The organism is Pseudenhygromyxa sp. WMMC2535 (assembly GCF_011083025.2).
In genome coordinates this window covers 5572895-5585973 of the sequence record NZ_JABJWV010000001.1, presented here as the reverse complement: position 1 = coordinate 5585973, position 13079 = coordinate 5572895, and the positions used below count along the sequence as shown (strand labels likewise).

Genomic DNA, 13079 nt, shown 5'->3' with positions numbered 1-13079 from the left:
GCGCGGCTCAGCCGATCGGCGCGATCGAGTCCTGGATGATGCCCGTCAGGCAGTTGATCGCGTCGGAGAAGTCCGAGTCACAGACCGACTCGATGCAGCAGCGGATCTTGTCGTCCTCGTTGAGGGCCTCGCAGACCTCCTTGACGCGGACCGGCGGGACCGCCTGGCCGGTGAAGCCACCCATGCCGTCTTCGCCGGTGCAGCCCGGTCCGATGCCGAACTCGAACTCCTTTTGCGCGGCGCTGACCTCGTCTGCGATGTCCTCCGGCAAGATGTCGCCGTCGGGGTAGGCCCCATCCACCCACTGGCGGTAGACGAGGCTCTCGACGCCGCCCTCCGTGGGCTCGAAGGGCGGGCTTTCGTTGTGTGCCGTGACCGGCGGGACGCCGAGGATCCCGAGCATGATGACCTCCTTGTTCTGCGAGGCGATCAGCTCGTCTTGCAGGTAGGTCAGGTAGCGCGAGAGCGGGTGGAGCACGCCGGTGTCGATGGAGGTGCAGTCCGCGTAGACGCCGTTGGCGTCGGGCGTGCCACAGTCGACGCCCGCGTTCCAACACACCGCCGAGGTCGCCTGCGATTTGGTCTGGGTGTCGGGGTTGATCTCCCAGTAGGTGTCGAGGTCGGCGCTCGTGAAGTAGGCGTAGCCGTCGGGCGAGCGCACCGAGCAGTCCGCCTCGTCGGTGATCACGACCACGGCCAAGGTCGCACCATCACGCAGGAAGGGCTTGGTGCCCTGGTTCCACTGCGCGCCGGGGTTGAGGGCCTGGAGCATGGCCTCGAGCGGGGCCTCGTAGCCGCAGCCGACCACGCCCTGGGGCCCGATGCAGCTCAGCGCGCCCTCGACGTCGTTGCCGGGGACGTTGGTGTTGTCGCCCTCGAAGTGGATGAAGGAGTCCGAGGGCTTGAGCGAGACCGGGCAGCCGGAGGTGCAGGCCTCGGGGAAGGAGGGCGGGTTGCTGCCCAGGCCCGTGAAGTCGTCGAGGCGATCGATGCAGGGCGTGTCGACCGGCGAGCCCTGGGCCGGCTCGTAGCCGTCGGGCTGGAAGGCCGTGCACTGCGGGTGACCGAGGTCGGTGGTGGTCACCATGATGTTGACGTCGGGGGTCAGCGGGTTGCCCTCGCTGTCCTGGAGGTCTTGCAGCTTCTGGACCAGCAGCGGGAAGTTGGCCGACAGGTTGACCTGCTCCTCGCCCATGGTCCCCGAGTTGTCGATCACGAACAGCAGGTCGATCTGGTTGCAGGTGCTGTCACCCGCGGCGCAGCCCGGCGTGCCCGAGGTCGTGGTGTCTTCCATGTCGAGGAGCGGCCCCGTGGAGCCCTCCTCAGTGGTCTCGTTCTCGTCGCCCGAGTCGATGTCGTCGTCGGCCGAGCCGAGGGTGTCACCGAGGGTGATCGCCACCGAGGTGTTCCCCTCGCTGCCGTCGTCCGAGCACGCGAACACGAGGCCCATGGCGCCGACGAGGCCTGAAGCGAAGATCAAGTTTTTACTGGTACGGTGCATCGTTCCTCTGCAATCCAGCGGTCGCCAGAGCCTACACGCAACCCGAAGCCCAGGGCAAAAGTGCGCACACACGCGGCGAGCCGCGCCCCCAAGTGTCCAGGCGGTATCTTCGCACTCGGCCCCAGCCCCAGCCCCGTGTCCAGCCCATGGTGTTCGAGCCCAGCCCGAGCTCGCACAGTACCCGCGTACCTGCGAACTCGAGCCGAGCCCGAGCGCGACTCGTCAGTGAGGGTCAGCCCACAGGCACGAAGACTTCTTGGATCGTGTCCGTCAGGCAGCCGATCGCGGCGCTGAAGTCATCGTCACAGACCGACTCGATACAGCAGCGGATCTTGTCGTCGTAGTTGAGGCCCTCGCAGACCTCCTTGACGCGGACCGGGGGGATGGCCTGACCGGTGATCTCGCCCATGCCGTCCTGGCCGGTGCAGCCCGGCCCGATCCCAAAGGCCCATTGCTGGTAGTCGACGTCGATGCCCTTGAGCGCGTCCTCCGGCAGGATGTCCGACTCCCGCCACTTGCGATAGACGAGGTCGTGGACGCCGCCGGCGGTGGGCTCGTGGGGCGGGTCCTCGTTGTGTGCGGTCACCGGGGGCACACCGAGGATCCCGAGCATGATGACCTCCTTGTCGAGGCCAACGCGGATGTACTCCTGCAGGAAGTCGTTGTAGCGACTCATCGGGTGCAGGCCCTCGTTGCTGTCGTCGGCGTAGCAGTTGACGTAGACGCCCTCGGCGTTGGGGCCGTTGCAGGTCACGCCCGCGTTCCAGCACAGCGCCGAGCTGGCCAGCTTCTCGCCGTCGAGGGAGGCGAAGTAGTCGTCGTCGGTCATGATCGCGTAGTCCTGCACGGAGCAGTCGGCTTCGTCGGTCACGATCGCGATGGCGAGGATCGCCCCCTGGCGCAGGAAGGGCCGGGTGGTCCCGCCGTTGGGGCAGGCCGCGGGGTCGTCGGGTGACCCGCAGTTCCACGCCGCCGTGGGGTTGAGGGCCTGCATCATCGACTCGAGCGGCGACTCGTAGCCGCAGCCGTCGATGCCCTGGGGCCCGATGCACGCCAGGGTCTGCGCGACAGGGCTGTCGAGGACACCGTCGCCGTTGATGTCGACATCCTCGACCGGGGGCACGTTGTCGCCGTCGGGGCCGAAGTGGATGATCAGCTCGTCGTCGATCGGCTCGAGGCCAGGCTCGGCGCAGACCTCGGTGCAGGCCTCTTCGTAGACCGGCGGGTTGATCTGCGCGAGGCCGGTGAAGCCGTCGAGGCGCTTGACGCAGGCGCTAGCGACCGGGGCGCCCTGCTCGGGGTCATCGCTCGCGAAGGGCTTGCACAGCGGGTTCCCGAAGTCCGTCGTCGTGACCATGATGTTCACGTTCGGCTCCAGGGGCTGGCCGTTCTTGTCTTCGAGGCCCTCGAGCTGCTGGATCAGCAGCGGGAAATTGCGCGCGAGGTTGAGCTGCTCCTCGCCCATGGTCCCCGAGTTGTCGATCACGAACAGCAGGTCGATGAGGTTGCACTCGCCCTCTTCGTTGCAGCCGGGCGGGTTCGGATCTTCGGGCGGGAGGTCGAGGCAGCCGGTGATCGGCGGGCATCCGTCGGTATCTGCCTCTCCTTCGTCGACGCCGTCCTCCGTCATGGTGTCGTCGGAGTCGAGGTCGTCGGCGCTGTCGTCCTCGACGATGACGGTCGAGCCGGCCTCGTCGTCGCCGTCTTCGCGATAACTCTGACAGGCGACAGCGAGGAAGAAGGGCAGCGACGCGAGCAATGCAAAGTAAGTGGATCGCTTCATGGGAGCCGAGTTCCGAAGCGAGCTTACCAAAACTGCTGTCCCGCGGTCTTCCTCAACCCGCACATGACTCTTCGACCGCGCCAAGCACGCGAGCGCGCTCCGCCGTGCGCCCACGTTCACAGGCCCTCAGCGCATACACAGCGCCAGCCAGCGCTGACTCAGGCCAGCTCGGGCGTCGCGCGGTCGAGGGCGTCGAGGCCGTCGAGGATCGCGTCCACGTCCCCGCTCCCCTCTCCGGCGCGCGCGCTCAACCAACCAGCGGCCTCGAAAGGCTCGTGGAAGATCCGCGTCTCGGCGCCGAGCGGGAACATCTGCGCCGAGATGCTGGCGACGATGCTCCGACCCACGCCGAGCACCGTGTCGACGACCCACGCGACGGCCTCCACCGAGGGCCCGCTGCGGAAGGCCTCGGCATAGAGCGAGCGGACCTCGGCGCAGGGCGGCGGGAAGGGGCGACCCGACCAGATCAACACGCTGACCGAGTCGAAGTGACCGTGGAGCTGACGAAAGGCGTGACACTCCCGCTGCGCCCGCTCCACCGAGGGCTGCTGCGGGTGATAGAGAATGAACACGCTCCCACGGACGGCGGCGAGACCACGCGGCAGGCAGACCTGCTCGGGGAGACTCCAAGTATGCATCAACGTCGTCACCATCTTCAGCGTATAGGCTTACGCCTGGGAGGGAACTCAAAAGTGATTCGCGTGGCTTTAACGAGGGTTGGGCGGTGATTTCTAGCGCGCATCTCAGTACGCGTCGCGACCACTGTTCGGAAATTGGTCCAAAGGACATGTAGGTCTGCGCGAGGCCGCGCGGGCGCTGCTCTTCGAACCTGCGTCGGCGTGCCTGCGACGCTCGACCTGCGGAGGGAGATCGGCCCCCGCGTCACTCCGGCCCAGACGGGACGCGGACGATGGTCAGCTCGCGCAGGTTTCCCCCACGCTCGAATCGCAGCAGCGCCTCGCTGCGACCGGCGAAGGCCGCGTCGAGCTCGCGGATCGCATCGAAGGAGGCCAGCTTCACGCCGTTCACCTCGAGCAAGAGATCCCCGTCGCGCAGGCCGAGGAGCGCGGGCAAGCTGCCCGCCTCGAGCTTCGACAGCCGCAGCCCCGCCACGCCGTCGACCGAGCGCCCGGGCAGCAGCACCGCCTCGCGACCGAGCTGGCTGGGGTCGCTGGCGAGGGCGTCGATGAACGCGGCGCTGACCGTGCACCGGCGCCCCGACGCCTCGCAGTCCACGGCCTCCGCGGCGCCGGGGATCGGCTCGTAGGCGAGGCGCTCGCTGAGCTCGGCGCCCTGCTCTCGGCCCTCCTCCACGGCCCGCTGGGCGAGCTGGTCAAAGGTCTTCGCGGCCTCGTCGAGGCCGCGCGCGAGCTCCTCGCGGGCGCGCTCGACCTTGGCGTCGACCTCGTAGCGCTCCCGCGCCTGGTCGAGCTCCTCCCCCGCCCGCTCGCGGACCTGGGCGAGCTCCTCGCGAGCGCGCTCGACCTTCTCGTCGACCTCGTAGCGCTCCCGCGCCTGGTCGAGCTCCTCGCCTGCCCGGGCCGCCGCCCGCTTCGCCTGCGCCTCGGCCTCGGTCAGCAGCTCACGGCTGCGCGCCTCGTGCTTGGGGTCGCAGGCGAGAGCGAGGAGGGCGAGCGCGATCCAGGAGCGACGCATGGCCCCCAGTATAGTCACGACTGATACCCTGGTCGCATGGCCGCCCAGCTCGACCCCAAGCAAGCAGCGTGGCTGCTCCCGCACCTCGCCGAGCCCGCGGTCCGCTGTGAGCAGCGCAGCGACGGCGCGCAGATCCTGTCGAGCCTCCACCCCCTCGGCGAGGTCCCGCGCTGCCTCGGCGATCTCCTGGTCGCCAACGCTGCCCGCCACCCCGAGCGCGTGTTCTTGGGCGAGCGCAGCGATCCCCAGCGCGTCGACTCGGCGTGGCGATCGCTGACCTGGGGCGAGGCGCTGCCGGCGGTCCGCGCCCTCGCCCAGGCCCTGCTCGAGCTCGGCGCAGGCCCCGAGCGCCCGCTGCTGCTGCTCTCGGGCAACGCCATCGCCCACGCCCTGCTCAGCTTGGCGGCCATGCACGTCGGCGTCCCGGCCACGCCGGTGTCCGTGGCCTACTCGCTGATGTCCCGGGACTTCGCCAAGCTCCGGCTGATCGCCCAGCGGGTCACCCCCGGGGTCGTGTTCGTCGAGCGCCACGCCCCCTACGCCGCGGCGATCACCGCCGCGGGCCTCGACGCGCTCCCGCTGATCACCGCCGAGCTCGACCCCGCGCCCGCCGAGGCGGCCCACCGCGGCCCGGTCCACACCTTCGCCCGCCTGCGCGAGACCTCCCCGAGCGCCGCCGTCGACGAGGCCTTCGCCGCCCTCGGCCCCGACAGCGTGGCCAAGATCCTGTTCACCTCGGGCTCCACCGGCGTGCCCAAGGGCGTGATCAACACCCAGCGCATGCTCTGCTCCAACCAGGCCGCGCTCGCCGAGCTGTGGCCCTTCCTCGCAGAGGACGCCGCCGCTGGTCGCCCGCCAGTGCTCTGCGATTGGCTACCCTGGAATCACACCTTTGGCGCCAACTTCAATTTCAACATGGCGATGATGCACGCCGGCAGCCTGTGGATCGACGGCGGTAAGCCGATCCCCGGCGCCTTCGAGGCCACGCTTCAAAACCTCCGCGAGCGCGCGCCTACCCTCTATTTCAATGTCCCCCGAGGATTCGAACTATTGATCGCTGCGCTCGAGGCGGATCCCGAACTGCGCGATCATCTCTTCTCCCGGCTGCGGCTGCTCTTCTACGCGGGCGCTGCCTTGCCGCAGAACCTCTGGGCCCGCCTCGAGGCCCTGTCCGTCCTCGCCCGCGGCGCGCGGGTCATGATGGTCTCCGCGTGGGGCTCGACGGAGACCGCCCCCTGCTCCACCGTCGTGCACTGGCCCATCGAGCACGCCGGGGTGATCGGGAACCCCATGCCGGGCACGCAGATCGCGATGGTCCCCAGCGGCGACAAGCTCGAGCTGCGCGTGCGCGGGCCGAACGTGACCCCTGGCTACTGGCGCGATCCCGAGCTGAGCGCCGCTGCGTTCGACGAGAGCGGCTTTTACCGCATCGGCGACGCCGGCAAACTCGCCGATCTCCAGCGGCCCGAGCGCGGCGTGATCTTCGATGGTCGCGTCGCCGAAGACTTCAAGCTCAGCTCCGGAACTTGGGTCCACGTCGGCAAGCTCCGCCTCGAGCTGATCGCCGCCTGCGAGCCGCTGATCTCCGATTGCGTGATCGCCGGCCACGACCGCCGCGAGCTCGGCGTGCTGCTGTTCCCAAACCTCGCAGCATGCCGCGCGCGCTGCGGACTCGAGGCGAGCGCGAGCGCCGAGCGAGTTCTCACCGCTTCACCGGTGCGAGAGGCCATCGCGAGCGCGCTCGAGGGGCATAACGCCGCGCATCCTGGCAGCAGCGCACGATTCGAGCGCGCGCTCTTGCTCGCCACCCCGCCATCCATCGATAGCGGCGAGATTACGGACAAAGGCTACATCAATCAGCGCGCGGTACTCAGCCGTCGCGAGTGTGATGTCCGTGTACTCTTTGGCGACAGCCCTGTGGTGATTCGCCCCAAAGAGTAAGACAGCTTTCTAATTGATTGTCGGGCAATCTAGGGGCTCGTCAATGGGACCGGCCCGCGAGAATTTCGGGCCTTGATTTCCAGTTGAAATTGCGTGCATTCTCATAGTGACGAGCCACCCGGCGTCTTCCAGCAGGCCGAAAAATCGCCCCATGGAGGCATTATGCCTCAGAACATCTGGCCAGGACGGCCAATCGGGGTGCGCTCACAGCGAAGCTGTCGAATACATGCACCAACGAATCGACGTTTACCGCCCTTCATTGTGATTGGCGAGTTGATTGAGCTGACAGCAAGTATCAATTCAGCACCGCGCCTCGAGCGCAGCCTACGAGAGACACACAAGATGCCCAAACCCACCTTCCTCAACCTCCCCGACGAGAAGCGCCTTCGCATCACCGAGCTCGCGATCGACGAGTTTTCGACGTACCCCTACCGCCAGGCGTCACTGTCGCGGATCGTGTCCCGCGCAGGTATCGCCAAGGGCAGCATGTACCAGTACTTCGACAATAAGCTCGATCTCTACCACTGGCTCCTCGTCGACGAGCTGCCCCGTCGGCGCGAGGCCTGGCAGGCTGGCCGCGAGGGTCAAGTCGGGCGCGGTGGACTGTTCGAGACCGTCGAACAGCGCGCCCTGGCCGCGGTTGGTTTCTTGCTCGCGCATCCCCGTCTCGCTCGCCTGGCGACGACGGCCATGGAGCCGACCACCGACGCCGAGCTGCGCCCGCTCCACGAGGAGCTGCGCCGCGAGGAGCTCTCGGGGCTGACCCAGGCGATCCGCGACGCCCAGGGCCGCGGTGAGGTCCGCGAGGAGCTCGACGCCGACGCCCTCGCCCACATGATCGAGGCCCTCGTGCTCCGCGGGATCCCCGAGGCCGTCCTCGCCCACACCCGCCTGGACGTCCACGAGCTCATCGCCGAGCCCACCCGCGGGCAACAGGTCGACGAGGAGTCGTGGCGCTCGCTGGTCCGCCAGAGCCTCGACCTGATCCGCTCGGGCATCACGGCCGCCAGCGTCGGTGACGACGAGGCCGGGGCGCCGCTGGGCTGGAGCAGCCCCGCCAAGACGCCCGCCCCCGCCCCCGCCCCCGCCCCCGAGGTCAGCCCGGTCCCCGAGGCCGCGCCCCGCTGAGGGCCGCGCCGAGCTGTCCGCAGCCCAATCAGCTCAGCCACGCGCTCGCCGGTCGTCCGGCGGGCGCGTCGTGTTTTGGCGACAAAGCCATCGGCACGAAGACCGAGCGGGGTGTTGTGTTGGCTTTCACCGCGGACTGCTAGGCTCGCTCGGCCATGATCCCCCCGCGAGCCCAAGGAGCCCCGTCTTGAAAGCGATCGTCCTCGATGAGCACGGCGGCCCCGAGGTCCTGCGCCCCGTCGAGCTCCCCGACCCCGAGCCGGGGCCCGGCGAGGTCGTGGTCGAGATCCACGCCTGCGCCCTCAACCGCCTCGACATCTGGGTCCGCGGCGGCCTACCCAACCTGCGCCTCGAATACCCACACATCCTCGGCAGCGACATCGCCGGGGTGGTCCGCCGCGTCGGCCCCGGGGTCGACGCGAGCGAGATCGGCCGCGAGGTGGTGCTCAACCCGGGGCTCAGCTGCGGGCGCTGCGAGGCCTGCCTCTCGGGCTGGGACAACCTCTGCCCGCGCTATCACATCCTCGGCGAGAACACCCGCGGAGGCTACGCCGAGGCGATCGCCGTGCCCCTGACCAACCTCGTCGACAAGCCCGCGCGCCTGTCCATGACCGAGGCCGCCGCCTTCCCGCTGACCTTCCTGACCGCCTGGCAGATGCTCGTGGTCCGCGGCCAGATCGCCGCCGGCGAGACCGTGCTGCTCCACGCCGCGGGCAGCGGCGTGGGCTCGGCCGGGCTACAGATCGCCAAGCACCACGGCGCCACGGTCATCGCCCTGGCCAGCACCGACGCCAAGCTCGCCAAGGCCCGCGAGCTCGGGGCCGACGAGACCGTGCGCAGCAGCGACCCCGACTGGCCCAAGCAGGTCCGCGCCCTCGCTGGCGTCGGCCGCCGCGGGGTCGATCTCGTGTTCGAGCACGTCGGCCAGGCCACCTGGGAGCAGAGCATCAAGCTGTGCCGCACGGGCGGCCGGGTCGTGACCTGCGGGGCGTCCTCCGGCTGGGACGCGCGCACGGATCTGCGCCACGTGTTCTTCCGCCAGATCCAGATCCTCGGCTCGACCATGGGCTCGAAGGCCGCGATGTTTCGGATCGCGGCGCTGATCGAATCCGGCGCGCTCTCGCCCGTGGTCGACCGCGTCTTCCCCCTCGCCGAGGCCGCCCAGGCCCACCGCTACCTCGATCGACGCGAGCAATTCGGCAAGGTCGTGCTCGCGGTCCGCCCGACATGAGCGATCCCGCGGCCAAAGACAGCGAGAGCGGCGCGGCCCCCCCTCCGCCGGAGGAGCCGCGCCCCGGTCCCGAGCTGTGGGCCCCGCGGCTGAGCGCCGCCATCGCCCTGCTCCTCGCCCTCGCCTACATGTTCCTGGGCGGCGCCGGGCCGGGGGACTTTTGCGTCGACGATGCGTGGATCCACCTGTCCTACGCCAAGAGCCTGCGCCTCGGCGACGGCGCCTCCTATAACCCCGGCGACTGGCAGACCGGGTTCTCGAGCCCGCTGTGGATGCTGCTGCTCGCCGCCTGGCCGACCGAGGGCGACACGGTGCTCTCGGTCAAGCTGCTCGGCGCGCTGCTCCACGCCGGCGAGGCCGGCCTGGCCAGCTTGCTCGCCCTCGAGATCGCTCGCGCCCGCGCGAGCTTGGCCCGGCCGATCCCGCTGTTCTCGATCGCCTTGCTCGCGGGCGTGCTCGTGGCCACGGCGCCCACGCTGCTGCAGAGCGCGGGCTCCGGCATGGAGATCGGCCTGTGTAGCTGCCTGCTGCTCGCCGCCGTCTACACGAGCTTGCGCGAGCAGTGGCTGCTCACTGGCGTCGCCGGGGCGCTGGCCGTGCTCGCCCGGCCCGAGGCGCTGTTCTTCCTCGCTACCTTCGCCGCGATCTTGGCCGTCGGCCGGCGCCAGCGAGCCGCCGTGGCTGCGGGCCTCGGCGCCGCCCTGGGCCTCGGCGCCTGGGTGATCTACTGCCTCGCGCTGACCGGCTGGCCGTGGCCCAACACCGGCTACGTCAAGGCCGGCTCCGGCAGCCTCGCCGGCGGCCTCGACTACCTCGCAGCCCAGGTCTTCCCCTGGCAGCCGTGGATCGTCGGCTTCGGGGCCGGCCTCGCGCTGATCGCCGCCGCGCTCTACACCGACCTCACCGGCGAGGGCGTGCTCGAGGGATCCACCGGCTCGCCCAGCGATGACGCACCCGCCAGGCACGCGACGCCCAGGGCGCGCCACGTCGAGCTCGTCGCCCTGCTCGTCGCCTGGATCGTCGCGACGCTGGCGATCGCCGTCAGCCGCCCCCTCGATCCGGCGATCTCGTTCTACCAATCGCGCTACTTCGCGATCTTCGCCGCGGTCCCCCCGGTGCTGATCGCCATGGGCATCGCGCGCACCAACCGGCTGCTCTGCCTGGCCCTGACCCTACCGATCGCCGTGTTCACGGGGCTACAGATAAACGAGCTGCACACGCTCCAGCGGGCCCAGGAGCGCGGCGTCAGCCTGCTCCACGGCGACCCCGCGCGCGCGCTGGCCAGCGAGCTCCCGCCCGACGCGGTCGTCGCGGTCGAGGGCGCGGGCTCGGCCCGCTACAAGACCCCGCGGACCATGACCATCGTCGACATCATCGGCCTCAACGACGCCGAGATCGCCCACGCCGACGGCGACGCCGCCAAGGCCTGCGTGCTCCTGCGTCGCGAGCCCGACTACTTCGTGCTCCCCGATCACATCGCCGCGTCCTTGGCCAAGGTCTTCGCCCTGCGGCCGATGGCGGAGTTCGTCGATCCAAAGTGGGCGCAGATCGAGGAGCCGCGCGAGGTCCACGTGTTCTTGTTCGCCGTCGAGGGCGTCAACCCGCGCTGGCGAGCGCGCTGCACCACGGGCGAGTGAGCTGCGGGCAAGTGAGCCGCAGCGCCTCAGCCGGGCTCACAGGCGAACGCGGCCAGCACCAAAGCTGAGCTCGTCGCGCTCGCTGAGGTAGTCGTCGAGCAGCGCGCGATCGGCCGCGGACATCTGCTCGAAGCGCACGCCGACCCACTCGAGCGGGCCGTACTTGCGGCGATGCACGACCTCGGCCAGCGCGCACAGGTTGCGGCCGCGCTCGGGCAGCGGCACCGCGAGCCAGGAGAAGCGGTGATCCAGGCCTTGCTCGCCCGCTTGCCTGTCCTTGGGGCGCACGCGCAGCAGCGACATCCCATGCCGAGAGAGATCGACGACCATGAAGCCCTCCAGGGCCCCTGCCTCGGCCCCAGGGGCCACGAAGCTGCCGATCACGTGGCGAGCGTCATCGCGTCGCTCGCTGCCCTCGCTGATGGAGATCGCGCTCATCCTCACCACGCTGCACCAAGAAATTGGGATGCACAAAAACGAGCCAAAATCGTAGTGTCCCGGACGTGAAGGAATCACCCCTAAAGAAAACTCTAGGAGCCGTATTCACCACCCTCGTGCTCTTCGCCTGCAAGGGCGAGGCTAGCAAGGATGCCAAGGCGGACGCCAAGGCGGAGCCGCTGCCCATCCCGCCCAAACCCTCGAACGGCGCGCCTGTCGCCGCCGAGTTCGTGAAGTTCGTGGGCGAAGGCGAAGGCCGCGGCGTCGAGCTCCACCTCTACAACTTCGACGACAAGCCGGCCCTCGGCTACGTCGTGCTCGCGCGCTACTACGCCGGCGACGAGCTGCTCGAGGTCAAGGCCGGCACGCCCTTCGCCTCCGACTCGGACTTCACCTCGCTCGCAGGAGCCAAGTACGAGTGCGAGCCCAAGGCCCACGCGACCGTCGAGCTCGACGGGCGCGCGCTCTCGGTCCCGGCCACGGCCACCCGCGCGGAGGTGCTGGTCAGCAAGGTCGACACGACCGGCGGCGAGACGCTGTGGAGCCAGGAAAACTGGAGCGAGTGGCCGGCGGGCTGAACCCGCGGCTTCGTCAACGGTAGGGCGCGCTCGCGGCTGCCAGCAGCGCGCCCTCGAAGCCGCGCAGCTGCTCGGCGATGCGCGCCAGACCTCGGCGACGCCGACGACCCTCGCCCGCGCCGTGCTTGGCCTCGGGATCTCCGATCGTCCACCGCAGGGTCTCCCCGATCCCCGCGTCGCGCAGGCCGAGGTCCTCCAGGCGGCGGCGCTCGGCCTCGGGCAGCTCCTCGAGGCGGTGGACCCACTCCCAGGCCGAGCGCAGCGCGACCTCTGCGTCGAACTCCTGACCCTCGATGGCGCTACACACCAGGCGCGCGTCGGCGACCAGCGCAGCGAGGCGCGGGCCGAGGCTCTCGAGCTCGGCGCGCACCTCGGCGTCGAGCAGAGCCATGCGCGCAGCCGAGTCTCGCTCCTTGATCATCCGCCCCGCCCACACCCCCACGGGCGCGAGCAAGGTCATCCCCATGGCCGAGGACATGATCAGGTCGAGCATCGGATATTCGTGACTCGAGGCCGGGGCGACCGTGGCCGTGAGCGCGGCCAGGAGCAGCGAGGCCCCGCCCCAGCTCGAGAGCACGGCGATCTGGAGCGCCAAGGTGCGCCGCCGGATCCGTCGCTCTGCGAGGCCGCGATCGTCCGAGCCAGGGACCACGCCCATGACCTCGATCCGCGTCAGCGATCCCGCCACGAGCTCGACAATATCAAATCCCCTTGTGTCCTCGCCCAGTATCCACGCAAGATCACCCGGGCATGTCCAACGACGAGTACCCGATCCCGGAAGACTTCGCGCACCTCGGCGAGACCGACTTCATGCGCGTATTCGAGCATCCCGGTCGCAGCGTGGTCCTCGCCGTCCGAAAAGCAGGCACCGCATTCCCCCTCGAGGATGTCACCGCCGTCCATCGAGCGATCACCACCTTTGGCTATACCGAGACCTGGGGGCTGATCTTCGACACGCGCCCGGTCACGGGCAACAGCGACCCTCGCTTCGAGGAGGCGATCACCCGGGTCAATGATGCATTGCTGCGCCACTTCAGCCGCATGGCCGTGCTGGTCCGCTCGGCCATTGGACAGCTCCAGGCCGAGCGCCTCGTCATCCCCGGCGAGCGCATGTTGGTGACCGCCGACTTCGACGCGGCCCTGAATTTCGTCGCACCGAACAGCGATCCGAGCGCCCAGAACTGAT

The 13079-nt window shown here is 69.5% G+C and carries 12 protein-coding genes; 6 read left to right on the top strand and 6 right to left on the bottom strand.

Features of this window, described 5'->3' with window-relative positions:
* Positions 1 to 7: 7 nt before the first annotated feature.
* The 4 genes from G6O69_RS22015 to G6O69_RS22000 form a co-directional block, all read right to left on the bottom strand.
* On the bottom strand, positions 8 to 1480 hold the full coding sequence (locus G6O69_RS22015; RefSeq protein ID WP_176397016.1) for a hypothetical protein: 1473 nt from the start codon (positions 1478 to 1480) through the stop codon (positions 8 to 10).
* A gap of 253 nt (positions 1481 to 1733) precedes the next feature.
* Positions 1734 to 3284: a vWA domain-containing protein gene (locus G6O69_RS22010; RefSeq protein ID WP_255215843.1), complete on the bottom strand. Its 1551-nt coding sequence runs from the start codon at positions 3282 to 3284 to the stop codon at positions 1734 to 1736.
* A gap of 158 nt (positions 3285 to 3442) precedes the next feature.
* A complete protein-coding gene (locus G6O69_RS22005) occupies positions 3443 to 3922 on the bottom strand; it encodes a hypothetical protein (RefSeq protein WP_172305478.1) in 480 nt (159 codons plus the stop codon).
* Between the two features lie 244 nt (positions 3923 to 4166).
* Entirely contained in the window at positions 4167 to 4940 is a 774-nt protein-coding gene (locus tag G6O69_RS22000) for a hypothetical protein (RefSeq protein ID WP_172305477.1), read from the bottom strand.
* A 36-nt stretch (positions 4941 to 4976) separates the two neighbouring features.
* Here G6O69_RS22000 and G6O69_RS21995 point away from each other — a divergent pair, with 36 nt between their 5' ends.
* From G6O69_RS21995 to G6O69_RS21980, 4 genes are all read left to right on the top strand, one after another.
* Positions 4977 to 6881 carry a feruloyl-CoA synthase gene (locus G6O69_RS21995; protein WP_172305476.1) on the top strand — a complete coding sequence of 635 codons (1905 nt, stop codon included), beginning with the start codon at positions 4977 to 4979 and terminating at the stop codon, positions 6879 to 6881.
* Between the two features lie 342 nt (positions 6882 to 7223).
* On the top strand, positions 7224 to 8009 hold the full coding sequence (locus G6O69_RS21990) for a TetR/AcrR family transcriptional regulator (RefSeq protein WP_172305475.1): 786 nt from the start codon (positions 7224 to 7226) through the stop codon (positions 8007 to 8009).
* 187 nt (positions 8010 to 8196) lie between these two features.
* Positions 8197 to 9240 carry a zinc-binding dehydrogenase gene (locus tag G6O69_RS21985; RefSeq protein WP_172305474.1) on the top strand — a complete coding sequence of 348 codons (1044 nt, stop codon included), beginning with the start codon at positions 8197 to 8199 and terminating at the stop codon, positions 9238 to 9240.
* Positions 9237 to 10877, top strand: coding sequence for a hypothetical protein (locus tag G6O69_RS21980; protein WP_172305473.1), 1641 nt, complete (start codon positions 9237 to 9239; stop codon positions 10875 to 10877). The genes G6O69_RS21985 and G6O69_RS21980 overlap by 4 nt, the downstream gene beginning before the upstream one ends.
* 36 nt (positions 10878 to 10913) lie before the next feature.
* Here the strand turns inward: G6O69_RS21980 and G6O69_RS21975 are convergent, their stop codons facing one another.
* Complete coding sequence (locus G6O69_RS21975) at positions 10914 to 11315, bottom strand: PilZ domain-containing protein (RefSeq protein WP_172305472.1); 402 nt, start codon at positions 11313 to 11315, stop codon at positions 10914 to 10916.
* Positions 11316 to 11380: 65 nt separating this feature from the next.
* On the opposite strand from G6O69_RS21975, the gene G6O69_RS21970 reads away from it, so the two are divergent.
* Complete coding sequence (locus G6O69_RS21970; RefSeq protein ID WP_172305471.1) at positions 11381 to 11893, top strand: hypothetical protein; 513 nt, start codon at positions 11381 to 11383, stop codon at positions 11891 to 11893.
* A gap of 13 nt (positions 11894 to 11906) precedes the next feature.
* On the opposite strand, the gene G6O69_RS21965 is transcribed toward G6O69_RS21970, so the two are convergent.
* Positions 11907 to 12581 (bottom strand): hypothetical protein, encoded by a 675-nt coding sequence (locus tag G6O69_RS21965; protein ID WP_172305470.1) that lies wholly within the window; start codon positions 12579 to 12581, stop codon positions 11907 to 11909.
* A gap of 62 nt (positions 12582 to 12643) precedes the next feature.
* On the opposite strand from G6O69_RS21965, the gene G6O69_RS21960 reads away from it, so the two are divergent.
* Complete coding sequence (locus G6O69_RS21960) at positions 12644 to 13078, top strand: hypothetical protein (protein ID WP_172305469.1); 435 nt, start codon at positions 12644 to 12646, stop codon at positions 13076 to 13078.
* The last annotated feature ends 1 nt before the right edge of the window (position 13079 follow it).

Bases quoted from the DNA above. Each gene is read 5' to 3' on its own strand.
- G6O69_RS22010 (WP_255215843.1), bottom strand. From the start codon at position 3,284: ATGAAGCGATCCACTTACTTTGCATTGCTCGCGTCGCTGCCCTTCTTC.
- G6O69_RS22005 (WP_172305478.1), bottom strand. From the start codon at position 3,922: ATGCATACTTGGAGTCTCCCCGAGCAGGTCTGCCTGCCGCGTGGTCTC.
- G6O69_RS22000 (WP_172305477.1), bottom strand. From the start codon at position 4,940: ATGCGTCGCTCCTGGATCGCGCTCGCCCTCCTCGCTCTCGCCTGCGAC.
- G6O69_RS21995 (WP_172305476.1), top strand. From the start codon at position 4,977: ATGGCCGCCCAGCTCGACCCCAAGCAAGCAGCGTGGCTGCTCCCGCAC.
- G6O69_RS21990 (WP_172305475.1), top strand. From the start codon at position 7,224: ATGCCCAAACCCACCTTCCTCAACCTCCCCGACGAGAAGCGCCTTCGC.
- G6O69_RS21980 (WP_172305473.1), top strand. From the start codon at position 9,237: ATGAGCGATCCCGCGGCCAAAGACAGCGAGAGCGGCGCGGCCCCCCCT.
- G6O69_RS21975 (WP_172305472.1), bottom strand. From the start codon at position 11,315: ATGAGCGCGATCTCCATCAGCGAGGGCAGCGAGCGACGCGATGACGCT.
- G6O69_RS21960 (WP_172305469.1), top strand. From the start codon at position 12,644: ATGTCCAACGACGAGTACCCGATCCCGGAAGACTTCGCGCACCTCGGC.